Raw genomic sequence first — 23,381 nt, forward strand, 5'->3', positions numbered from 1 at the left:
ACTTAAAGGAGGTTCATTTTGACGATTTTTCATAACGAACCATTAATTTCAGCTGTTTTAGCGTGGTTTCTTGCGCAGTTTTTAAAAGTCATTATCCATTTATTTAAAGAAAAAGAAGTCGATTTATCTAAGTTTTTTGCTTCTGGTGGTATGCCAAGTTCACATTCCTCAACAGTTACTGGATTAGCATTAAGTGTCGGATTAACAGAAGGTTTTGGAAATGTTACTTTCGCCATCTCAGCAATTTTTGCTACGATTATTATGTATGATGCTTCAGGTGTAAGATTGGCAGTTAGTAAACATGCGAAGTTATTAAATGATTTTTTTCATGGAAGAATTAAAAATTATAAAGCATTAAATGAACTAGTAGGTCATACTTCATATGAAGTTGTTGTTGGAGCATTAATTGGCATCATTATTGCAATCATAGTATCAAAATTTTAACGCTCTAATATAAATCAATCGATTTATATTATGGGCGTTTTTTACACATAAAGAATAGACCAATTGGTATAGAGGGGGTTCATTAACTTAGTTTAGGTAAGTATTAGTGAAAACTACCCCTGTGCCTCACCTGAAGACTTGCACTCGGTGAATTTTTTTTCTTTATTTTCTGACTCAAAATATAAATCAATAGGCGAATTTACATCAGTTTGATAAGATATTGGTAGGATATGTAAATAAGGAGTGAAAAAATGAAAAGTACAGTAAGTGAAAATAGTGCTTGGAAAAAGGTGGGTCGATCGATTTATCAATTCCGGTATATTGTTATTGTCATTTTAGCTATATTTTCAATCATTCTAGGTATTTATTCGAAGCATTTACCTGGCATTTTAGATGGAGATGGTTTTAGGACACCTGGAGAGTATGAAAAAGCTAAGAATGTACTAGAAAAAGAATTTGAACAATCGCCAGATTCACTGATCATTATACTTGAGCGGAAAAAAGGTGCCTCTAATGCCGAATTCCAATCTGATATTAACCGGATTGTGAATGAAGTTCAAAAGGAAAAGAATATAAAACAATTTCATGACCCTCTAATGAATCCAGGTATGAAAAAAGATAATATTGCCTACTTATCTCTTTTGTACAATGAAAAGGATCACGATAAGCTTGTTGATCTAAACAATAAATTTGCAAAAAAAATAGAGTCATTTTCAAATGATAAAGTAAAGGTTGGAACAACTGGATTTACAATCATTAGTGATGTTATGAATAAAACGAGTCAAGAAGACTTAAAGAAAGCAGAAATGATTGGTGTACCGATTGCGTTTATCGTCCTATTTTTTGCATTTGGAAGTTTAGTTGCATCTGCGATTCCAATTATAATCGGTATGATTAGTATTTTAAGTACATTTGGAATTTTATTCTTTATCGGTAAGCATGTTGATTTATCAATCTTTGTCTTAAATGTTGCACCAATGATTGGATTAGCATTATCAATCGATTTTGCCTTATTATTCGTAAGCCGTTATAAAACTGAATTACAGAATCATTCATCAGTGAAAGAAGCAATTGGTATTACGTTTGCAACTGCAGGTAGAGCGATTATTTTTTCAGGTATTTGTGTATTTATAGGATTATCAGCATTGTACTTCATAAATATTGATTTATTTAGAAGTGTCGCAATAAGTGGTGCAGTTGTTGTATTAGTTAGTTTATTTTTATCATTAACTCTATTACCAGCAGTACTTTCTGCTCTTGGTAAAAATATTAATAAAGGTACGTTAAAATCGATTGCGAATCGAAGCCAAGACCAACAGCAAGCAGTTTGGAGAAAATTTGCAAATTTCGTTATGAAACGACCAATCATCATGGCACTAACATCATTAATCATTTTAGGACTTTTCGTCATTCCTATTAGGGACGTGCATTTAAATATACCTACAATTGATGCATTACCAAAAGATGCAAAGTCGAGAATTAATTATGAAAAATATCAAAAAGCTTTTCTTCCGGAAGCTCAAAAACATGGTACGATCTCAATTGTACTTGAATCTAATACTGACTTTTTAAAGCAAAATAATGTAAACGCATTAGATAAAATACAGAAAAAGCTTGAAAATGACAAAAATGTTTATGAAGTTAAAAGTGTCTTGAATGCAGTTAATTTAAACGCTAAAGCATTATTACCTGCTTTAAACTCTCCAAACGCAGCAAAAATTCAGCCTGCAATTGATGCCTATATTAAAAAGAATAAAACTTATATTCAAGTATTCTTGAATTCTGATCCTAAATCAGAAAAAGGGAAGCAATGGGTAAGAGATTTTGAACATAAGTACAATGGGAAAATTGAAGGGCTTGATTATACTATCGGCGGTCAAGTGAAATTTGAACAAGAATTATTTGATGAGATTACAGATAATATTGTATACGGTTTACTTGTCATTATGGTTAGTACTTTCATCATATTAATGATTGCATTTAGGTCCATTATCATTCCAATCAAAGCAATCTTAATGAATGTATTATCTTTAAGTGCAACGTTTGGAATTATTACTTGGCTATTCCAAGGTGGTAATTTTGGTTTGCCGCAATCTGATATTATGTTGATTTTGCCAGTGTTTGTCTTTGGATTAGTATTTGGTTTAAGTATGGACTATGAAGTATTTTTAATGTCGAGAATGCAAGAGCTATATTACGAATCGGGAGATAATTCTTATTCAACAAGAGAAGGGTTAGTGTCGACGAGCCGAATTATCACATCGGCGGCGTCCATTATGATTGTTATTACAGGGGCATTTGCATTTACGGATATGGTACCTGTTAAACAGATGGGAATCGGGATTGCTATTGCCATTTTCTTGGATGCTACAATTGTTCGTTTAGTTTTAGTTCCTAGCCTAATGCAGTTATTTGGAAAATGGAATTGGTGGTTCCCATTTTCAAAAAATAAAATTGAGGAAACATCTAAACGAGTTGGATAAATCAATTAAAGAAAACTGTTATTCATTTCATATTTGAGTAACAGTTTTTTAATTTAAGTGAACTAGCTCATTCTGTGTAAAAATTCCCAATTTTTCGAAACTATAGCAAGTACATGGTGAAATTTGGTAAACTAAAAATGAAAGAGGGGGAGAAGGAAAAATGTTAAAAAGATTAATTAAGGCAATTTTAATAAGCTGTCTTGTGTTAACAATCAGCTTATTAGCAGCATGTGGTAACAATAATGAAAAATCTGCAAATGGTAAAAAACATGAGAAATTACCAATCGCAACAATAAAGGTAAAGGATTACGGTGTCATTAAAGCTGAATTATATCCTAATATTGCACCAAATACAGTAGATAATTTTATATCACTTGCAAACAAAGGATTTTATAATGGCTTAACATTCCATCGAGTTGTTAAAGACTTCGTAATTCAAGGTGGAGACCCTGAGGGAACTGGTGGTGGAGGTCCTGGATATGCAATTGATGGAGAATTTACATCAAACGGCTTTAAAAATAACTTAAAACATACAACAGGTGTACTATCTATGGCACGAACTGGTGATCCAAATAGTGCTGGAAGTCAATTTTTCATAATGGCAAACGATACACCTGACCTTGATGGGCAATATGCTTCATTTGGTAAAGTGACAGAAGGAATCGATATTGTTAAGAAAATTGACGCAGTTGAAGTGGATTCAATGGAAAAACCTGTTACTCCAGTAATTATCGAGTCTATAAAGGTAGATACAAAAGGCGAAAAATACGCTAAACCAAAAACTCATAAAGAATAAATCGTCCTGAGCTTAGTTTTACTAACTTCTACATAAAACGAAAAAAACTACTTCACAAAAATGAAGTAGTTTTTTCATTTAAATTAAATATGAATTATAAACCTTTTTTAATTTTACCAGACCAAAGTTTATAGCCGCCTTTAAGTTGGTAAAGTTCAGTTACACCTTGTTTACGTAAAATACGTGCAGCTTGTCCAGGACGAACGCCCATTTGATCATATAAATATACTGCCTGATCTTTACGAATTTCTTTTGAACGCGTTTTTAATTGAGCGAACGGAATATTACGAGCACCTAATATATGGCCGTTCTTAAAATCTTCTTGGTCACGTAAATCAATTAGCTGAGCTTTACGGTAGCCAGCACGAAATTCTTCCTCAGTTAACGTTTTAATTAAACGTTTTTGGTAGAAATACATAACTATTGAGTATACAATGATACCTAGTACGACAAAAATTATTGGTAAAAACTGACTCAAATTTTTCAACACCTTTCAATTACCTACTTATCTTATTATAATTCTCTAGTAGGATTGTGCAAGAAACTTTCATTAAAAAAGTAAAAATTTATCGAAAAATGAGGAGATTTTCAACATGACAAAGACAAAGTGGAATTTTATTAATAGCGGAGTAAAATCAGGTAGCTATAATATGGCACTTGATGAATGCTTAATCAAGTGGCAAAGTGAAGAAGGTTTCCTTCCAACACTGCGTTTCTATGAATGGGAAAACCCTACTGTAACAATCGGATATTTCCAAAAAAACCAAGAAATAAGTTTGGAAGCATTAAATAAATACAATGGTGATTTCGTAAGACGCCAAACTGGTGGAAGAAGCGTACTTCATCACGATGAATTAACTTATAGTGTAATTGTCCCAGAAAGCTACCCAAATATGCCTGTATCAGTTACAGAAGCATATCGAGTGATCTCAATGGGAATTTTAGAAGGGTACAAGCTACTTGGTTTAGATGCATCTTTTTCTGTACCAAAAACTGCAGAAGAAAAAAATGAATTAAAAAACCCAGCAAGTGCCGTTTGTTTTGATGCGCCATCATGGTATGAAGTTGTTGTAAATGATAAAAAAATTGCTGGAAGTGCTCAAACGAGACAAAAGGGTTCAATTCTTCAGCACGGTTCAATTCCTTTAAATATTGATGTTGATATGTTATATGACTTATATATCTTTTCTTCAGATGCAGTAAGAGAAAGAATGAAAAAACGATTCTTAGATCGTGCAACGTGGATCAATGCAGAAAGTACTACTCCTAAAACAATGGCTGACCTTTATAAAGCATTTGAAAAAGGCTTCGAAATTGGCTTAGATATCGAGTTGGTGCCTTATGAATTAACTGAGGCTCAGGAGAAGGAAGTACAGGAACTAGCTGCTATTAAATATAGTACCGAGGAATGGAATTTACGTAAGTAGTTTTTTATTGAAAGCCTTCTTGGCTTTCTTTTTTTGAGTTTTGGGGGAGAGATTGGAATAAATTAGAAGTGAAATGGGTAGGCGTGCATATAAACGTTGTAAGAGTGTAAATAAATGTTCAAGTGCAATTAAAAGATGCAAAAGTGCAAATTAAATTCGAAAAACGCAAATAAAAATACGAAAACAAAGGAAGGGGCTGCTTCAATTGAAGAGACCATTTCGGGATATATAATAATGTATTTTTCCTAATAAAGAAATTCAATATTTTAATAGGTAAACTCTGCTTATTTTTCATCATACCCTTATTCGGGATGAAGATCTATTATCATTTAAATGTGTTCATGTTAATTGCACTTTTGGTTTATGTGTTGTATCATTTTATTGATGCTTATTGTGACGGAAAAAAGTTTGAATGAGTGTATTGGAGGAAGAACATGCCCACACCTAGTATGGAAGATTATATTGAACAAATTTACCTTTTAATTGAAGATAAAGGGTATGCTCGTGTATCTGATATTGCTGAAGCATTATCTGTACACCCATCGTCAGTAACCAAAATGGTGCAAAAACTAGATAAAGACGATTACTTAATCTATGAAAAATATAGAGGATTAATCCTAACACAAAAAGGTAAAAAGATGGGAAAAAGACTTGTCTATCGCCATGTTTTACTAGAGCAATTCTTAAGAATTATTGGTGTGGATGAAAATTTAATATATCAAGATGTTGAAGGAATGGAACATCATATGAGTTGGGAAGCGATTGATCGAATTGGCGAACTAGTTCAGTTCTTTGAAGAAGATAAAAAACGAATCGAGGCATTAAAAGATATTCAGAAGTCGAATGAAGCCCAATCAAATTCAAATAACTAAAAAGACCGTGCTTAGTAGGAAGCACGGTCTTTCTTTTTGCCCTTTTCACCCTCAATCACAGTTAAGTGACTTGCATCCTTTGATCGTTTTTTTAACAAAGGCGTGGAGGTACTTTTTCTTGAAGTGGGCTTTGATTTGGTAATCGATTTTTTAAACGAGCTAGATTTTTGAGTACTATATTTTTTTATAGTTTGTTTAGCAGCCTTACGATAGGAGTCTTGATGGCTTCTTTGACTATTCGAAGATGAAAAAACTCTATAAATAAAATAAATAATTAAAAGGATTAATCCAATAAACAAAAATCGTTGTAATAATTTTGCTGGATCGTTTATCAACTGAGAAATTAAGCCAAAAAGTGCTAATGCTATTATTCCATAAAATATTGATGTGTACACTTTTTGATTCACTTTAAGCACCTCCTATGGTGAAGAGTAAATTAATTATTAAATGTATTAGAAAAATATTGTTTCTTATAGTTTATTACATTTTATCCAATAAGTTGATATTTTTTAAAAAATTCTGTCAATTAAATCTTGTTATTTTTTTCTACTTCTAATAGTCGGTTAAATGAAGCGATTGAGACTTCAACTTGATCATCAGTTGGTTCTTTAGTTGTTAATAATTGTAGCCATAATCCAGGGTAACCTACCCATCTTAATATAGGAATATTTCGAACTTTATTTGTTAATTGAAGAACTTCGAACGAAACACCTATAACTACTGGAATTAATAATAGTCGATCAACAATTCTTAGCCATAGTGGGCTAGTTGGAACTAAAAAGTATATGAACATACCAACAATTACAGTAAATAGGATAAAGCTACTTCCACAACGATAATGAAGTCGAGATTGTGATTGGACTCCTTCAATCGTTAACGGAATATTATTTTCATATGCATTAATCACTTTGTGCTCGGCACCGTGATACATAAACACTCTTTTTATAAATGGAGTTAATGAAACTAAGTAAATATAAATTAATAAAAAACCTAGTTTTAAGATACTTTCTATTACGACTTGTTGAAAATCGGTTTCAAATATTGGCTTCAATGTTGCTGCTAGTAGTACTGGTACAAGTGTAAAAATAACTTTTCCAACTATAAATGATAAAACAGCTAGTAATGAAAGTCCTAGATAAGTAGCAAGCGTACCTTTTTGTTTTTCACGCTCAATGGCAATTTTCTCATCATCTTTTGGATCAATTCCGTATCTTTCAGTTGAGTAATTTAAATGCTTGGAACCATTAATACTTGCTTGTATAATCGCGACTACACCACGGACAAAAGGAATTTTCTTTAATTTTTGCATTGTCCGATTTATATGTATCGGTTCTTCATAATATTGAATTTCTTCATTTGTCCTGCGGATTGCAGAGACTGTATGTGTTTTGCCACCAAACATTACGCCCTCTACGATTGCTTGACCCCCATAAACTGCTTTATTTTTCTCTCTCATGTTGCACCAACCTAAACTTGTTTTTTATCTATTACTATCTATTGTAAATGTAAGCATAATAATGGTGCAAGTAAGAAGTAGGAAAATCTAAATAATAATCTTAATATTTTTAATTTTCTAATAAAAAATCAGAATCACATTAAAAATTCTTTGTTGGACATAATACTCAGAGATAATTTAGCAATGTATGGAAAGGGAAATGTTAAATGCAGGAAAAAGATAAAGAACAAGAAAAGGAAACTCAGGATAAAGAAAATAATCAAAACCAAGATCAAAATCAGAGTCAAAGTCAAAATGAATACCTAGTCCAAGGTGGAGATGGTGAATCAAAAGGAAATAAGAACTTTAATAAGATTGTAAGTATCGGTTTTTTTGGTGGCATATTTTGGTCAACTGTTTTGTTAGTTCTTAGTTATTTTGACTTTACTCAAATTGGCCCAAATTTTGTTTTAGAAAGAATCAAACTTGGAAAATGGGCAAATGGCTATGTTGAAAACTTAATTTCTATTGTTGGTATCGGCATTATTTCAATCATTATTGCTTTTATATTTTATTTTATTGGAAGAAAATTTAACGGAGTTCTGCCAGGTATATTTTTTGGATTACTCCTATGGGTTATTGTTTTTATTCTTCTTGGTAAATTAGCATTCGATTTAAAAGCAATTAAGGATTACTCGTCTGATACGACAGTTACTACAATCTGTTTATTCATTTTATACGGAACTTTTATTGCATATTCTGTTTCTTTTGCATTTCAAGAGCAAAAGGCATATTTGCGTGGCTATTCAAAATAGTCTGGCCTATGATAAAATAAAACTTAGGTATTCCAAGATATGTGTGTTTGGGATAAATATGCAAAAAATGATTGGTGGAGACTTTTAAAATGGCTAAGTTTTTATTATTGAATGGACCTAATTTAAATATGCTCGGTCAGAGAGAAGTTTCTATCTATGGTTCAACTACATTAAAGGATATTGAGGATCATTTAACATCGCTTGCACAAGAAGATGGGGATACGATTGATTGCTTTCAATCTAATCATGAAGGTGAATTAATCGATCAACTGCATGCGGCAAATAATGTTTATGATGGTATTCTGTTTAATCCTGGCGCATTTACTCATTACAGTTATGCAATTCGTGATGCAATTGCAAGTATTACCGTACCAACTATTGAAGTACACATTTCAAATATACATAAAAGAGAAGAGTTCAGACATACTTCAGTTTTAGCTGCTGTAACTGTAGGGCAAATCGTTGGGTTAGGTGTGTATGGATATGATTTAGGATTAAGTGCGTTAAAAAAGATTAGTAGGGGAGAGAAAAACAATGGAAAAAATTAAAAAGTTACGTGAAGCTTTAGTAGAAAAAGGATTAGACGCATTACTAGTTACTAGTACATACAATAGACGTTACATGACGAACTTCACAGGTTCTGCTGGTGTTGCATTAATTACTCAAGACAAAGCTTTATTCATTACTGATTTCCGATATATTGAACAAGCTACTAGCCAATGTGAAGGTTTCGAAATTGTTAAACATGAAGGTTCAATTCCAGCTGAAGTTGCAGCTTTAACAGAGAAATTAGGCGTATCAAAACTTGGGTTTGAACAAGATCATGTTACATTTACAGAATTTGGTTCTTATCGCAAAGTAGTAAAACCAGAATTAGTTCCTGTAACTGGATTAATTGAAAAATTGCGCTTAATTAAAACGGATGCAGAGATTTCAATCATTAAGGAAGCTGCTAAAATTGCAGAATCTGCTTTTGATCATATTCTAGGTTTTATCCGTCCAGGTGTTACTGAATTAGAAGTATCGAATGAGTTGGAATTTTTTATGCGTAAATTAGGAGCTACTTCATCATCATTTGATACAATCGTTGCTTCTGGTGCTCGTTCTGCTCTTCCTCACGGTGTAGCATCTGAAAAAGTAATTGAAACAGGCGATTTTGTAACGTTAGATTTTGGTGCATACTATAAAGGTTATGTATCAGATATGACTAGAACTGTTTCTGTTGGTGAGCCTCATTCTGATTTGAAGAAAATTTATGAGATTGTTCTTGAAGCTCAATTACGTGGTGTTAACGGGATTAAAGCAGGAATTACAGGTAAAGAGGCCGATGCTTTAACTCGTGATTATATAACGGAAAAAGGTTATGGAGAATATTATGGACATGGAACTGGCCATGGTATTGGTCTAGAAGTACATGAGGGACCTGGCGTATCATTCCGTTCTGATACTGTTTTAGAGCCAAATATGATCGTAACTTGTGAACCAGGTATTTATATTCCGAATCTAGGTGGAGTTCGTATAGAAGATGATTTAATCGTTAAAACTGGTGGTAACGAAAACTTAATGTCATCACCAAAAAATCTAATCATTTTATAAGTTTTTATTAGATTAGAAATTAGAACTACACAAAAAGCGTATTTTACTTTATGATATAAAGTTGTAAAAGAAATTCATGGTAAGAGAAATGGTTCTTTTTTACACATTACATACTTATAGGGCCATTTCATTTTTTAGGAGGATATTTAATGATTTCAGTAAACGATTTTCGTACAGGTTTAACAATTGAAACTGACGGTGGACTTTGGCAAGTAATAGATTTCCAACACGTTAAACCGGGTAAAGGTGCTGCATTCGTACGTTCAAAACTTCGTAACCTACGTACAGGTGCTGTACAAGAAAAAACATTCCGTGCTGGTGAGAAAGTAGCAAAAGCACATATTCAAAACCGTAAAATGCAATATTTATATGCTAATGGTAACCAACATGTATTCATGGACAATGAATCTTATGAGCAAATTGAATTACCAGAAGCAAATATTGAGCGTGAATTAAAATTCCTTAAAGAAAATATGGAAGTTTATATCATGACTTTTGAAAGTGAAATTTTAGGTGTTGAATTACCAAACACAGTTGAATTAAAAGTAGTTGAAACTGAACCAGGTATTAAAGGTGATACTGCTTCTAACGTTACAAAACCAGCTACAATGGAAACTGGTCTAGTAGTACAAGTACCAATCTTCATTAATGAAGGTGAAGTGTTAATTATTAACACAACTGAAGCTAGCTACGTTTCACGTGCAAAAGCTTAATTTAATGTAAAAAAAGGGAGGCACTTATTTAAAGAGTGTCTCTTTTTTATTAACAGATTTCAATAAGAAAGGGTGATTAAATGGTTACCTCAATTGTTCTTTGGACATTGATTATCATTTGTTTTGCATTGGCGTTTATTGCGCTAATCAAACCCATAATTCCAGGTGTACCAGTATTATGGGTAGGCTTTTTAATTTATTACTTTGGTATTAATAAAAGTAATTTAAATATGTCGTTTTGGATTATTATGCTAATTTTTACAGCTGTTATTTTTTTAGCAGATATTCTAGCGAATAAATACTTTCTAAAAAAATACGGCAGTACAAAGACTGGTGAAAGAGTAGGTTGTTTAGCTGTAATCGTTGGATCGTTTGTTTTTCCTCCCTTTGGCTTAATTATTGTCCCTTTTATTTCTGTTTTTATTGCTGAGAAATTACAAGGGAAGAATACGAAAGAGTCAATAAAATCTGCATGGGCAACAGTCGTTTCTTTTATTAGTAGCTCATTAGCAAAAGCGGTACTGCAAGTTATTATGGTAATAATCTTTTTTGTTTATATATTCTTTTAATTTTGTTTGAGAATCTTATTTTTAAGTGAAGATGTAGTCATGTTTACTTTTTTTTAGAAACACATAAACCATTCATAAGCAAGCCTAAAGAGAGAAGTCATACGACTTCTCTCTTTTTTATGCCTTGGAATTAATGTTTGTCTTCTGAAATGGACATGTTCAGCATATTAGTAATAAAAAAGAATGGAAAAAGGTGTGTAGCTATGAAGGATTGGATTGATTCGATGGATCGAGCAGTTCTTAGTATGGGAATGCTCAGAGTTTTTGGTGGAAGTGTAGAATTAATTGCAGCTTTTACGATTTTGTATTTAAACGACATTAAGAAAGCATTAGCAGTAAATAGTGTTTTGGCGACTGTGGGACCTATTATCCTCATTTCAACAATGGCTATTGGAATAATAGGTGTTGCATCTAAATTGGACCCGATTCGATTAGTTTTAGTCGTATGTGGTGTGTTTTTAATATTGTTGGCAGTTTTTAAATGATAGGATGTGACCTTTTATGGAAGAGGTTTTTAATGTATTACCTACATTAATTAAAGAAAAGCTACAGCGTTCATATGGAGATTTACATCAAGTCGAGGAATTAAGGTTAAGGATTGGGCGTCCAGTTGAAGTAATTTCTAATAATCAGTCAAATTTTATACCTTATATTCTGACAGAAGAAGAAGGCGGGCAGATTCTTGGAAGGTTAAGTCAATTTTCAATTTATACGATTGAGGAAGAATTGAAAAAAGGCTATATCACAATTAAAGGTGGGCATCGAGTCGGATTAGCTGGTCGAGTTGTAACCGAAAACGGAATGGTTAAAATGATTCGAGATATTAGTTCTTATAATTTTCGTATTGCAAAAGAAAAAGTAGGAATAGCTAGTCCATTTGTTAAGTATGTTTATGAAGGAAGATGGAAAAACACTATGCTGATTGGCCCACCGCAAGCAGGGAAAACAACATTACTTAGGGATTTTGCTAGAGTGGTAAGTCAAGGTGATGCCATAAGGGGAATAAGGCCAGGGAAGGTTGGCATTGTTGATGAACGATCTGAGATAGCAGGTTCAGTTAAAGGGGTACCTCAATATACATTTGGTGAAAGAATCGATGTATTAGATGCATGTCCAAAGGCTGAAGGAATGATGATGCTTGTAAGGTCAATGAGTCCTCATGTCATTCTTGTAGACGAAATTGGAAAAAAGGAAGATGTAGATGCCATTTTAGAAGCGATTTTTGCCGGTGTTCAATTAATCGTGACTGTACATGGTTATTCTCTTGAGGAAATTAGAAAACGCCCTTCTCTTTTGCCTTTGTTTCAAAATGGTTCATTTGAACGATTTATTGAAATTTCAAATTTCCCGTCGCCTGGCACTATAACGGATATTAAAAATAGGGATTTCACTAGTTTATTTCATCCGAGGGCGGTGCTTTAGATGAGGTGGATTGGAGCACTTATTATTATTTTTTCAACAAGCTGGCTAGGATTTTATTTTGCAGGTAGATTATCAGAACGAACAAAAGAGTTAAGGGGCTGGAAGTTAGCTCTCCAATCTCTTGAAGCGGAGGTAATGTATAGTCAATTGCCACTTCAAGAAGCGTTTAAAAGAATTTCGAGTCAATTAAAAGGACCCATTAATCGTTGTTTAAAGGATTTTGCTAATCAACTTGAAACGAGTGCATTTTCAGCGAAAGAAGCCTGGGAAAATTCATTAATAAAATATGCTAAAACTGTCTCGATTAAAGAGTCTGACATACAAGTTTTATTACAATTTGGAGAGACAATTGGTATGCATGATAAATATTCACAACAAAAACAAATTATTTTAGCATTAAAACATTTGGAAAGGGAAGAGCAAGAAGCAATTGATTCGCAGGGCAGTTATGAACGAATGTCTAAAATGCTAGGCGTTTTAAGTGGAATATTAATCGTTATATTACTCTTGTAGGAGGAATTTAAATTGATTACAAATTATGCACTGATGTTTCAAATAGCTGGGATTGGCGTAATTGCTGCAATTATCCATGCGGTCTTAAAAAAAGCCGGACAGGAAGAGTTTGCTACTTGGACGATTATTACTGCATTCATTATCGTATTTCTTCAAGTTATCACTAAAGCCGGTGATCTATTTAATAAAGTTAGGGATGTATTTCTATTTCATTAGATTAGGGGTGAGAGTCTTTGGAAATCATCCAAATTGTTGGCATTGGATTAGCCGCTACTTTTGTAATTCTTCTATTAAATCAATTTAAAATGAATAATTTTACTTTAGCAATAACTGTTTTTATTAGCTGTGTTTTGTTTTTATTTTTATTAGATAAGGTGCAATTCTTATTAGATCAAATTCAAAAACTAGCAAATCAAGCGAGTATTAAAAATGTGTATGTTGAAACTTTATTAAAAATAATTGGGATCGCATACATAGCTGAATTTGGAGTTCAAATTACGAAAGATGCAGGCCAAGGTGCAATTGCTTCCAAGATTGAATTAGGGGGCAAAGTACTCATTTTGGTTCTTGCAGTACCGATTTTAACAGCTTTAATTGAAACAATTTTAAGTTTTTTACCAAAAATTTCTTAGATGTAAGGGAAGGAGGACATTATGTCAAAAAGGATGAAAGTTTTTCTTCTTTTCTTTACTCTCTTTTTTTTAGTACCAAAAATTGTACAAGCTGCTCCTCCACCTGCTGAAATAGTTAATGAACAAATACAAAAGTTAGGCATCGATGAAGTTCAGCAATATTGGGATGAAGTTGTTCATCAATATGGCGGCTTTTTACCAGAAAGTCAAAAAGGGGACTTTATCCAATTTATAAAGGGAGAAAAGAAATTTTCATTGCAAGAATGGTTTATTGCATTTGCTAAATATATATTTTTTGAGTTATTAAGTAACGGGAAAATATTAGGAATCTTAATTATGTTAGTTATTTTTAGCTCTTTACTCCAATCATTACAAAATGCATTTGAGAAGAGTACAGTCAGTAAGATTGCTGATAATGTAGTTTTTCTAGTATTAGTAGTTTTTGCATTAAATAGTTTTTATGTTGCAACGCAGGCTACCCAAGATGCAATTACAGTAATGATTGATTTTTTACGAGCACTAATACCTATTTTACTAGCTTTGATTGCAACATCAGGTGGTGTTATATCGGTTGGCGTTTTCCATCCAATCTTAATTTTTTTAATGCATACAAGTGGATTACTAGTGACGTATTTTGTACTACCTTTAATTCTTGTATCAACAATTTTAAGTATTGTAAGCATTATAAATGATGAGTTAAAGGTGACAAAACTAGCTTCGTTAATAAGAAATGTTGCTGTAGGTGTACTAGGAATCTTTTTAACTATTTTTTTAGGGGTATTAAGTGTACAAGGTTTAACGACTGCAGTTTCGGATGGGGTAGCAGTAAAGACAGCTAAATTTGTAACAAGTAATTTTGTTCCGGTTGTTGGTAAAGTTTTTGCAGACGTGACAGATACAGTTATTAGTGCGTCTTTATTATTAAAAAACACAGTTGGGATAGTAGGTTTAGTTACTTTATTAGCAATCGTTGTTTTCCCAGCTATTAAAATATTAGTTTTAGCTTTAATTTATAAATTCTCAGCAGCGATTTTACAACCAGTTGGAAGTAAAAATATCATTAGCACGATTGATACGATCGGAAAAAGTGTAACTTATTTATTTGTTTGCTTATCAATTGTTTCATTAATGTTTTTCTTAAGTATGACTTTAATAATAGCGGCAGGAAACATTGTCGTCATGTTTAGGTAGGTGAAAAAATGGAATTCTTTATACACTGGGTTTCAAATATTATCGTCTATATATTAGTTGCAACCGTCATTATGATGTTAATTCCAAATACCGGCTTAGCAAAATATGTTCGATTTGTAGCCAGTCTATTATTAATAGTCATGATGCTTCAACCAATTTTTCAATTATTCAGAGTAAATATAAAAGAGGTGCTAGCTGGGTACCAGTCTAAAACGTATGAAGCAAATGGCGAAATAAAAAATGAAATAAATAATAAGAAAAATGAAATAGTACAAGCAGAACGTGCATATATATTAAAACAAATGGCTGTCCAAATGAAAAAGGACGTTGAAAAAAGCTTTACTAAAGAATTTGAACAGGTTATTACTAATGTAGATTTACAAGTAAAAGATGGAGTTAATACAGTCAAAACAGCTCATGATCTTTCTAAAGTAATCGTTTACGTTGGACCTAAAAAAGATGAGACAAGCAATGTAGAACCTGTTCAAGAAGTATCAATTAATACCGATCAGCCAGTTCAGACAGACGATGAAAAAATTAAACAACAAGAGTTACAAACTTTTTTAGCAAATAAATGGGAGCTTGAGGACAAGCAAATTGAAGTCAAAATGGAAGGAGGGGAGTAATGACAAATGAAGAAAAAGATTCCACCAATAAAATTAGCAGACTTTCTAAAAGGAAATGGCGATGACAAAACCTCTTCTGACAAAGAAAAAAGTCCATTTAAACTGACGAGAAAATATGTACTGGCTCTACTGGGACTCGGGATTTGTTGGATGATTGCAAGCAGTCTATTTGCTAATACAAATCAAAAAACGAATTCAATGCTTTCACCTATTTCCACGGAAACGAGTGGTACTCCAAAAAATAATGAGCAAGCTGTTGAGACTCTTGGAAGTGGTGGTGGAAAATCCTCAAAGAACAAAATAGAAGAAATTGAAAAAAAATACGAGCAGCAGCTTACAGACACATTAAATAATATGGCTGGTGTAAGTAATGTAAAAGTAGAAGTAAATCTTGATGGTAGTGAAAAGAAAGTCTACCAAACAAATAAAACAAATCGAACTCAAGAAACTAATGAAACAGATAAACAAGGTGGAACACGAAATATTGATGATCAATCGCAAGAAGAGCAAGTTGTCATTATTGATAACGGAGATAAACAAGAACCAGTAGTAGTTGAGACTGAAATGCCAAGGATAAGAGGAGTTCTAATTGTAGCCAAAGGTGCAGAAAACTTAGAAATTAAACAAATGATTAGAGAAGCTGTTACACGATTACTTGATGTACCAAGCTATCGTGTCTCTGTACAACCAAAAAAATAAGAGGAAGAAGGTAAAAAGTAAATGAAAAAACAAACAATTTGGTTATTAACAATGTTAAGTTTAGTAGTTGTATTATCAGTTTATTATGTTACGACACCTGATAATTTAAAAACAACAAGTTTTATGAACATGAATAATAGCACAAATACAGATTCATTAGACTCAACGCCTAAAGATACTAAGAAAACAGATTCTAAAACAGATACTTCTAAACAAAGCTCAGATACTTCTAAACAAAACGATAAAGAAACTGCTTCAAAGGAAAGTTCTACTAGTGAAGTATTCTTAAAACAACGTATGGAACAAGAAGATCAAAGAAGTCAATTAATTGATGAGTATAAAGCTACTGTTGACTCAGCAACTGCATCAGCACAAGAGAAGAGTGAAGCCTTCACTAATATGAACGAACTTCAAAAATTAACTGCATTAGAATCAGATGTAGAAACTATGATTAAAGAAGCTGGTTATAAAGATGCACTAGTTCGTTCTGATAAAAATGAAGTAAAAGTAGATGTAACATCTGCAAAACCAAGCAGAAAAGCAGCGAATGACATCATTCAAATGACAAGAAGTGTCTTAGGTGAAAAATTAGTAGTTGTAAAATTCCAAGTTAAATAATTTTATGAAAAAAGCCAGTAGAAGTGATTCTACTGGCTATTATTGTGTATATTTTCTGTATGACCAGTTCCACAATAAACGAAGCCCGTCTAGTGGGGATTTTCAAGTTGGAATGGTAATCGATTAGATACCATTTAAAAGAACATTGTGAATGTAATAGCCAAAATAAAAGCTATCTTAAAATCACCAGTTACTAGTAGAATTAAACTACTGGCTCTACATTTTTTTAATAACCTTATTAATATTTAATATGAATTTTAGGATTATTCCTAATTCCTATACACTTTCTGTCTTTTGTTTTCCCTGTTATAATAGTTTATATTGAATTATTTTTGGTAAGGAATATTATATAAATATTCCTTGTAAAATAGCTAAAAATAATTAGGAATTACAATAATTTCTTGAAAAGTTTAGTATTAGGTTATAAGATTAGACTATATGTCTTAAGGGGTGAACAAAATGAAAATTCATGAAATTAGAGAATTAATTAAGTTAATCGATCAATCAACAATAAATGAATTCGAATTTGAGGATAATGGTGCTATCGTTAAAATTAAAAAAGGTGGACAAACAACTGTCGCTACATCTGCTCCAGTTGTACACCAAGAGGTAGCTCCTGTTGTTACATCTGCTCCAGTTGCAACTTTAGAAAGACCAGTTGCTGCAGAAGTTGCTGCACCTGTAGTGGAAAAAGAAGATACGAGTAACTTACATAAAATTACATCACCGATGGTAGGTACTTTCTACGCATCTCCATCTCCTGATGCAAAAGAATACGTATCAATAGGTGATCGCATTAAAAACGATTCAATCGTTTGTATCGTTGAGGCAATGAAGCTATTTAATGAAATTGAAGCTGAAATTGAAGGCGAAATCGTTGAAGTACTTGCTAAAAATGGTCAATTAGTAGAATACGGTCAACCATTATTCTTGGTAAAGGCCTAATTATCTACAAAATTAACAGTACTTTACTAGAGAAGGTGAAGAAATGAAAAAGGTTTTAATAGCGAATCGTGGAGAAATCGCCATTCGAATTATTCGAGCATGTAAAGAATTAAATATTGAAACTGTTGCTATTTACTCTGAAGGAGATAAAGAAGCATTACATGTTCAAATGGCTGATGAAGCTTATTGTGTCGGTCCTAAATTATCAAAAGATAGTTATTTAAATATGACTAATATCATTAGTATTGCAAAATTAACTGGTTGTGACGGAATCCATCCTGGTTATGGTTTCTTATCAGAAAATGCTAGTTTTGCAGAATTATGTACAGAGTGCAATGTGAAATTCATTGGACCAACGGCTGATTCTATTTCTAAAATGGGTACAAAAGACGTTGCTCGTGAAACAATGAAAGAAGCAGGAGTACCAGTAGTACCTGGTTCACAAGGTATTATTCAAAGTGTAGAAGATGGTAAAAAGATTGCTGCAGAAATCGGCTATCCAGTTATAATCAAAGCTACAGCTGGTGGCGGTGGTAAAGGTATCCGTGTAGCAAAAGATGAAAAAGAACTTGAAAAAGGTATACAAATTACGCAACAAGAAGCTCAAACAGCTTTCGGTAATCCAGGTGTATATCTTGAAAGATATATTACAGATTTTAGACATGTTGAAATTCAGGTTTTAGCAGATGAACATGGTAATACGATTCATCTTGGAGAACGTGATTGCACAATTCAGCGTCGTCTTCAAAAATTAGTAGAAGAAGCTCCATCACCTGTTTTAGACGAAGAAACTCGTCAAAAAATGGGTCAAGCAGCTGTTCGTGCAGCTGAAGCAGTAAATTATTGGGGTGCAGGTACTGTTGAGTTTATTTATGAACCACATACTAAAAACTTCTTCTTTATGGAGATGAACACACGTATTCAAGTTGAGCATCCTGTAACTGAATATATTTCTGGTATTGATCTTATTAAGCAACAATTATTAATTGCTAAAGGTCATCCATTAAAAATAACTCAATCAGACGTATCTTTAAATGGATGGTCAATTGAATGTCGTATTAATGCTGAAAATCCAGATAAGAACTTTATGCCGTCTCCTGGTAAAATCATTACGTATTTACCACCAGGTGGTCCGAATGTTCGTGTTGATTCTGCTGTATATAGTGGGTACACAATTCCGCCATATTATGATTCAATGATTGCGAAAGTTATCGTACATGGCAAGACAAGAGAAGAAGCAATTGCTATAATGATAAGAGCACTTGAAGAATTTGTGGTAGAAGGAATTTACACAACAATTCCATTCCATTTAAATTTATTGCAAAATGAAATCTTCGTAAAAGGGAAGTATAATACTAAATTCCTTGAGGAGCATGCGCTTGTTAAAGGATAAAGTGGAGGGATCTGTATGAACGAAAATCAAATTTTAGAAATGGGTACTGCGACATTAGGTCGAGTAGAAATCGCACCTGAAGTAATCGAAGTAATTGCTGGTATTGCAGCTGCTGAAGTTGAAGGTGTTTCAAGCATGCGTGGAAACCTTGCATCTGGTATTTCTGAAATTATCGGTAAGAAATATCACGGTAAAGGTGTCCGAGTTGATTTATCAGAAGATCGAATTACAATCGATGTATACATTCTAGTTAAATTTGGTAAGTCAATCCCAACTGTAGCAGGTAATGTACAAGACAATATTCGTCAAGCATTATTAACGATGACAGGTCTTGAATTATCTGAAGTCAATGTTCATGTAGTAGGAGTTCAATTCGATACGAAACCTGAGCAAGAAGCTCCAATTGAACTTTAATATGATAAAAAGAGTCTCTATTGATAGAGGCTCTTTTTTTGTTTTGATCGATAAGAAGTAAGGGGGGGTGTCCGATTCTTATGTAACTGATTATATATTCTGAAATATGTTAAAATTTATTTATAAATGAAATAGGAAAATAGGTGACAATATGATCTGTAATTTGAGCACAAATAGAACAAACTTACGTGAATTTGTTGAAAGTGATTGGAAGCAAGTACATAGATATGCATCACAGCCAGTTGTATGTCAATTTCAGCCTTGGGGACCGAATACAGAAAGTGAAACTAAAGAATTCATTCATACCATACTAGGAGATATGAAACAAATAAATAGGACTAGATTTGCATTTGCAATAATCGAAAAGAAGTCCGATGAATTAATAGGATCAATCGAGTTTAATATTAGGGATGAAATCAATCAAATAGGTGAAATAGGATACATAATTCATCCGAACTATTGGGGCATGGGGTTTGCTAGTGAAGTTACTAAAGAAATAATTTCATTTGCATTTAAAAATTTTAAACTTCATCGAATATTTGCGACTTGTGATGTTAGAAATATTGCATCAGCAAAAGTACTTGAAAAATGCGGCTTAAATTTAGAAGGTAAAATGCGGGAAGATCTATTATTAAGGGACGGCTGGAGAGACACTTATTTATATAGCATACTGGAACATGAATGGCATGGGAGCCAAGGAGTACAAGAAAGACGTTAATATCTGGTATTAGTTGGAAAGTTTTTTTATTTCTTGTAAATCTTTTGTACCCCTTTATTTCGGCATTTTCTGAATCTATCAATTTGAATGTTCGTGTTTTGGTATATAAATATTATTTTAAAGTAAGAAAAAGGAATTTTTTTTAAAAAAACACAAACATTGGTCTGTTATTTTATTGGATTTTAAGTTAAAATGTAGAAAACAGTTTAAAGTATTGAGTTTGCTTAGAAACGTTAATAATAATAAAAATTAGAGTTAATACAGACAGTCGTTGGAACTTATTAAAAAAAATGGTAAAATAACGTGTTACTATACAAAATTAGAATTCGTTATTACCTATGCAACGAATGATGAATTTAGCTTAAAGGAGTTTATTATTTTGATGAAACGTAGAAAAGCAAGGGAACTTGCATTACAAACATTATTCCAAATGGATTTAAGTGAAGCAAATGCTTCAGATGCATTAGAGCATGTATTAGAAGAAGCTGAAGAAAAACAAGATGCATTTTTAGAGGCAATTGTAACAAATTTTGTTCGTCATAAAGAAGTGATCGACGAACAATTAGCTTCAAATATTGAAAGCTGGACGATTGATCGTTTAGGCAATGTTGATCGCAATATCCTAAGAATTGCTCTAGTAGAAATTAATTACTTAGAGGACGTTCCAAAAAGTGTAGCAATCAATGAAGCGATTGAAATTGCTAAAGTTTACGGTGATGATGATTCTAGTAAATTTATCAATGCGGTATTATCAAAATTCTAAATAGATAGATTGTTTATATGCATAGGGGGAAACTAAAATGGTAGCAACATTAATTAATGGTAAAGAAGTTTCAGTATCAATTCGTGAGGAATTAAAGAATGGTGTTTCAGAATTAAAAAATCAAGGTGTTACACCAGGTTTAGCAGTTGTTTTAGTTGGAAATAATTCTGCTTCAAGAACATATGTTAATTCGAAGCATAAAGCATGTAATGAGTTAGGAATGTATTCTGAAGTAATTGAATTACCTGAAACAATTACTGAAGATGAGTTATTATCAGTTGTAAACAAATTAAACGATGATCAGTCAATTCATGGTATTTTAGTTCAGTTGCCATTACCTGCTCATATCTCAGAAAAGAAAGTAATTGAAACAATTTCTCCATTAAAAGATGTTGATGGATTTCATCCAATTAATATTGGAAGAATGATGACGAATCAAGATTCATTACTACCTTGTACTCCTTTTGGTATATTAAAATTAATAGAAAATACAAATATTCCGATTAGTGGAAAACATGTCGTTGTTATTGGACGTAGCAATATTGTAGGGAAACCAGTTGGACAACTATTCTTAAATGAAAATGCAACGGTTACTTATACACATTCACGTACAACTAATCTAAAAAATATTACAAAGCAGGCTGATATATTAATTGTTGCTATTGGTGTAGCCAAATTAATTACAGCTGATTATGTTAAAGAGGGAGCAATTGTGATTGACGTCGGCATGAATAGAGACGAAAATGGCAAATTATGCGGAGACGTAAATTTTGAAGATGTAAAAAATGTTGCGGGTTATATTACACCTGTACCAGGTGGAGTAGGTCCAATGACAATTACAATGTTACTTCATAATACGGTAAAAGCAGCTTCTCAAATTGATAGTAAATTAAATTTGAGTACTAAACTTTAATTAATTGCTTTGTAAGAATGAAAGAAGGGCTATGCATGACGGAAAAGCTACCAGTTACTGTTACCGCATTAACTAAATATTTAAAAGCAAAATTTCAAGCGGATCGTAATTTGCAAAATATACTACTCCGTGGAGAAATCTCAAATTTTAAACGTCATTCATCTAGCGGTCATTATTATTTTACGTTAAAAGATGATGGTGCTAGAATTGCAGCGGTCATGTTTCAATCCTATAATGCAAATATCGCATTTCAACCAACCGATGGTATGCAGGTTATTGTACAAGGTGAAATAAATGTATACCCAGGATCTGGTAGCTATCAAATCTACATAAGAGACATGCAACCTGATGGGGTTGGTGGTCTCTTTGTAGCTTATGAACAATTGAAGAAAAAACTATTAGAAGAAGGACTCTTTGATCAGAAATTTAAGAAAAAGATTCCTTCTTTTCCTAGTGTAATCGGGGTTGTTACTTCACCAACTGGTGCGGCGGTCCGAGATATCATTACAACGATTCAACGAAGATACCCGATTGGGAAAATAGTTGTAATTCCGACTCTCGTACAAGGTGAAGGGGCCAAAGCGTCGATTGTAAAATCAATTGAAACAGCGGGTAAAATGAAAGAAATAGATGTGTTAATAGTCGGACGGGGCGGAGGATCAATTGAGGAACTCTGGGCTTTTAACGAAGAAATAGTAGCGAGAGCGATCTTTGAATCAAAAATCCCAATCATTTCCGCAGTGGGTCACGAGACGGATACGACAATTGCTGATTATGTCGCTGATTTGAGAGCACCTACACCAACAGCTGCAGCAGAATTAGTTTCGTTAAGTCAAAGAGAAATACTTGAGCAATTCACAGTTCGAAAATCAAGACTTAATAAAGCAATGGATACGATTATTGAACGGAAACAAGCGCAATTAAAGGCTGTTCAAGATGCTTATGTTTTTAGGTATCCAAATTCACTATTCCATCCAAAACAAGAGCAATTTGACCGAATTAATGAACGTTTACATACATCAATAAATGAAATTGTAAAGACAAAAATAAACAAGCATAAAGAACTAAATTCGTCGCTGCTTATACATCATCCAAGTAATAGAGTTCAGCTTGAAAAGCAAAAGCACCAGCAATTACATATGGCTTTACAAAAAGAATTTAATCGCCTAATTACCCAGAAGAAATTTGAAATGGAAAGAGTAGTTCATACACTTGATGCACTTAGTCCATTAAAAGTTATGGCCAGAGGTTATTCATTAGCTTATAAAAATGATAACGAGTTAATGAAATCGGTTAAACAAGCTAAAAGCGGAGACCGATTCCAATTACAAATGACCGATGGAAAATTAAATTGTGAAGTACTTGAAGTAAAAGGAGAGTGAAC

29 protein-coding genes are annotated in these 23,381 nt (G+C 32.8%); 26 read left to right on the forward strand and 3 right to left on the reverse strand.

Annotation, left to right across the window (positions count from 1 at the left end; all coding sequences use genetic code 11):
• Positions 1 to 15 precede the first annotated feature (15 nt).
• The 3 genes from RAH41_RS07690 to RAH41_RS07700 all read left to right on the forward strand — a co-directional run bounded on the left by RAH41_RS07690 (position 16) and on the right by RAH41_RS07700 (position 3,723).
• Positions 16 to 444 carry a divergent PAP2 family protein gene (locus RAH41_RS07690; RefSeq protein WP_331221973.1) on the forward strand — a complete coding sequence of 143 codons (429 nt, stop codon included), beginning with the start codon at positions 16 to 18 and terminating at the stop codon, positions 442 to 444.
• 251 nt (positions 445 to 695) lie between these two features.
• Positions 696 to 2,927 carry an MMPL family transporter gene (locus RAH41_RS07695; RefSeq protein ID WP_331221648.1) on the forward strand — a complete coding sequence of 744 codons (2,232 nt, stop codon included), beginning with the start codon at positions 696 to 698 and terminating at the stop codon, positions 2,925 to 2,927.
• Positions 2,928 to 3,087: 160 nt separating this feature from the next.
• Complete coding sequence (locus RAH41_RS07700; protein ID WP_331221649.1) at positions 3,088 to 3,723, forward strand: peptidylprolyl isomerase; 636 nt, start codon at positions 3,088 to 3,090, stop codon at positions 3,721 to 3,723.
• 94 nt (positions 3,724 to 3,817) lie between these two features.
• On the opposite strand, the gene RAH41_RS07705 is transcribed toward RAH41_RS07700, so the two are convergent.
• Entirely contained in the window at positions 3,818 to 4,141 is a 324-nt protein-coding gene (locus RAH41_RS07705) for a rhodanese-like domain-containing protein (protein WP_084006937.1), read from the reverse strand.
• A gap of 175 nt (positions 4,142 to 4,316) precedes the next feature.
• Between RAH41_RS07705 and RAH41_RS07710 the strand changes: the two genes are divergently transcribed.
• Together RAH41_RS07710 and mntR are read left to right on the forward strand one after the other, a co-directional pair.
• The gene (locus tag RAH41_RS07710; RefSeq protein ID WP_331221650.1) at positions 4,317 to 5,150 is read left to right on the forward strand and encodes a biotin/lipoate A/B protein ligase family protein; all 834 of its coding nucleotides are present in this window, start codon (positions 4,317 to 4,319) and stop codon (positions 5,148 to 5,150) included.
• A 434-nt stretch (positions 5,151 to 5,584) separates the two neighbouring features.
• Positions 5,585 to 6,022, forward strand: coding sequence for a transcriptional regulator MntR (mntR, locus tag RAH41_RS07715; RefSeq protein ID WP_331221651.1), 438 nt, complete (start codon positions 5,585 to 5,587; stop codon positions 6,020 to 6,022).
• 11 nt (positions 6,023 to 6,033) lie between these two features.
• On the opposite strand, the gene RAH41_RS07720 is transcribed toward mntR, so the two are convergent.
• Together RAH41_RS07720 and RAH41_RS07725 are read right to left on the reverse strand one after the other, a co-directional pair.
• Positions 6,034 to 6,429 (reverse strand): SA1362 family protein, encoded by a 396-nt coding sequence (locus RAH41_RS07720; RefSeq protein ID WP_331221652.1) that lies wholly within the window; start codon positions 6,427 to 6,429, stop codon positions 6,034 to 6,036.
• Between the two features lie 119 nt (positions 6,430 to 6,548).
• Positions 6,549 to 7,478: a DUF1385 domain-containing protein gene (locus RAH41_RS07725; protein ID WP_331221653.1), complete on the reverse strand. Its 930-nt coding sequence runs from the start codon at positions 7,476 to 7,478 to the stop codon at positions 6,549 to 6,551.
• 206 nt (positions 7,479 to 7,684) lie between these two features.
• Between RAH41_RS07725 and RAH41_RS07730 the strand changes: the two genes are divergently transcribed.
• The 21 genes from RAH41_RS07730 to xseA all read left to right on the forward strand — a co-directional run bounded on the left by RAH41_RS07730 (position 7,685) and on the right by xseA (position 23,379).
• Positions 7,685 to 8,272 (forward strand): YqhR family membrane protein, encoded by a 588-nt coding sequence (locus tag RAH41_RS07730; RefSeq protein ID WP_331221654.1) that lies wholly within the window; start codon positions 7,685 to 7,687, stop codon positions 8,270 to 8,272.
• A gap of 89 nt (positions 8,273 to 8,361) precedes the next feature.
• Positions 8,362 to 8,820: a type II 3-dehydroquinate dehydratase gene (gene aroQ, locus RAH41_RS07735; RefSeq protein WP_331221656.1), complete on the forward strand. Its 459-nt coding sequence runs from the start codon at positions 8,362 to 8,364 to the stop codon at positions 8,818 to 8,820.
• Positions 8,807 to 9,868: an aminopeptidase P family protein gene (locus RAH41_RS07740; protein WP_331221658.1), complete on the forward strand. Its 1,062-nt coding sequence runs from the start codon at positions 8,807 to 8,809 to the stop codon at positions 9,866 to 9,868. Before aroQ ends, RAH41_RS07740 begins: the two co-directional genes overlap by 14 nt.
• Positions 9,869 to 10,017: 149 nt before the next feature.
• Positions 10,018 to 10,581, forward strand: a complete 564-nt coding sequence (gene efp, locus RAH41_RS07745) for an elongation factor P (RefSeq protein ID WP_088010930.1) — start codon at positions 10,018 to 10,020, stop codon at positions 10,579 to 10,581.
• An 80-nt stretch (positions 10,582 to 10,661) separates the two neighbouring features.
• A complete protein-coding gene (locus RAH41_RS07750; protein ID WP_331221661.1) occupies positions 10,662 to 11,150 on the forward strand; it encodes a DUF456 domain-containing protein in 489 nt (162 codons plus the stop codon).
• Positions 11,151 to 11,353: 203 nt separating this feature from the next.
• Positions 11,354 to 11,635: a YqhV family protein gene (locus RAH41_RS07755; RefSeq protein ID WP_025672203.1), complete on the forward strand. Its 282-nt coding sequence runs from the start codon at positions 11,354 to 11,356 to the stop codon at positions 11,633 to 11,635.
• Between the two features lie 16 nt (positions 11,636 to 11,651).
• Positions 11,652 to 12,572, forward strand: a complete 921-nt coding sequence (spoIIIAA, locus tag RAH41_RS07760; protein ID WP_331221663.1) for a stage III sporulation protein AA — start codon at positions 11,652 to 11,654, stop codon at positions 12,570 to 12,572.
• Positions 12,573 to 13,085, forward strand: a complete 513-nt coding sequence (gene spoIIIAB, locus RAH41_RS07765; protein WP_331221664.1) for a stage III sporulation protein SpoIIIAB — start codon at positions 12,573 to 12,575, stop codon at positions 13,083 to 13,085.
• 12 nt (positions 13,086 to 13,097) lie between these two features.
• A complete protein-coding gene (gene spoIIIAC / locus RAH41_RS07770; RefSeq protein WP_088072847.1) occupies positions 13,098 to 13,301 on the forward strand; it encodes a stage III sporulation protein AC in 204 nt (67 codons plus the stop codon).
• A 26-nt stretch (positions 13,302 to 13,327) separates the two neighbouring features.
• Positions 13,328 to 13,717 carry a stage III sporulation protein AD gene (gene spoIIIAD, locus RAH41_RS07775; protein WP_069034314.1) on the forward strand — a complete coding sequence of 130 codons (390 nt, stop codon included), beginning with the start codon at positions 13,328 to 13,330 and terminating at the stop codon, positions 13,715 to 13,717.
• Positions 13,718 to 13,738: 21 nt separating this feature from the next.
• On the forward strand, positions 13,739 to 14,908 hold the full coding sequence (gene spoIIIAE, locus RAH41_RS07780) for a stage III sporulation protein AE (protein ID WP_331221665.1): 1,170 nt from the start codon (positions 13,739 to 13,741) through the stop codon (positions 14,906 to 14,908).
• Positions 14,909 to 14,916: 8 nt separating this feature from the next.
• Positions 14,917 to 15,534, forward strand: a complete 618-nt coding sequence (gene spoIIIAF, locus RAH41_RS07785) for a stage III sporulation protein AF (RefSeq protein ID WP_331221666.1) — start codon at positions 14,917 to 14,919, stop codon at positions 15,532 to 15,534.
• A gap of 6 nt (positions 15,535 to 15,540) precedes the next feature.
• Complete coding sequence (spoIIIAG, locus tag RAH41_RS07790; RefSeq protein WP_331221667.1) at positions 15,541 to 16,233, forward strand: stage III sporulation protein AG; 693 nt, start codon at positions 15,541 to 15,543, stop codon at positions 16,231 to 16,233.
• 21 nt (positions 16,234 to 16,254) lie between these two features.
• Positions 16,255 to 16,851 (forward strand): SpoIIIAH-like family protein, encoded by a 597-nt coding sequence (locus RAH41_RS07795; RefSeq protein WP_331221668.1) that lies wholly within the window; start codon positions 16,255 to 16,257, stop codon positions 16,849 to 16,851.
• A 459-nt stretch (positions 16,852 to 17,310) separates the two neighbouring features.
• Complete coding sequence (accB, locus tag RAH41_RS07800) at positions 17,311 to 17,796, forward strand: acetyl-CoA carboxylase biotin carboxyl carrier protein (RefSeq protein WP_331221669.1); 486 nt, start codon at positions 17,311 to 17,313, stop codon at positions 17,794 to 17,796.
• A 43-nt stretch (positions 17,797 to 17,839) separates the two neighbouring features.
• Positions 17,840 to 19,189 carry an acetyl-CoA carboxylase biotin carboxylase subunit gene (accC, locus tag RAH41_RS07805; protein WP_331221670.1) on the forward strand — a complete coding sequence of 450 codons (1,350 nt, stop codon included), beginning with the start codon at positions 17,840 to 17,842 and terminating at the stop codon, positions 19,187 to 19,189.
• Positions 19,190 to 19,204: 15 nt separating this feature from the next.
• Entirely contained in the window at positions 19,205 to 19,603 is a 399-nt protein-coding gene (locus RAH41_RS07810) for an Asp23/Gls24 family envelope stress response protein (RefSeq protein ID WP_056475162.1), read from the forward strand.
• A 151-nt stretch (positions 19,604 to 19,754) separates the two neighbouring features.
• Positions 19,755 to 20,321, forward strand: a complete 567-nt coding sequence (locus RAH41_RS07815) for a GNAT family protein (RefSeq protein ID WP_331221671.1) — start codon at positions 19,755 to 19,757, stop codon at positions 20,319 to 20,321.
• Between the two features lie 382 nt (positions 20,322 to 20,703).
• Complete coding sequence (gene nusB / locus RAH41_RS07820; RefSeq protein WP_331221976.1) at positions 20,704 to 21,084, forward strand: transcription antitermination factor NusB; 381 nt, start codon at positions 20,704 to 20,706, stop codon at positions 21,082 to 21,084.
• Between the two features lie 37 nt (positions 21,085 to 21,121).
• Positions 21,122 to 21,997, forward strand: a complete 876-nt coding sequence (gene folD / locus RAH41_RS07825) for a bifunctional methylenetetrahydrofolate dehydrogenase/methenyltetrahydrofolate cyclohydrolase FolD (protein WP_331221673.1) — start codon at positions 21,122 to 21,124, stop codon at positions 21,995 to 21,997.
• 35 nt (positions 21,998 to 22,032) lie between these two features.
• Positions 22,033 to 23,379, forward strand: a complete 1,347-nt coding sequence (gene xseA, locus RAH41_RS07830) for an exodeoxyribonuclease VII large subunit (RefSeq protein ID WP_331221675.1) — start codon at positions 22,033 to 22,035, stop codon at positions 23,377 to 23,379.
• Positions 23,380 to 23,381 lie beyond the last annotated feature (2 nt).

The organism is Gottfriedia acidiceleris, from assembly GCF_036421055.1.
Lineage (GTDB): Bacteria > Bacillota > Bacilli > Bacillales > Bacillaceae_G > Gottfriedia > Gottfriedia acidiceleris_C.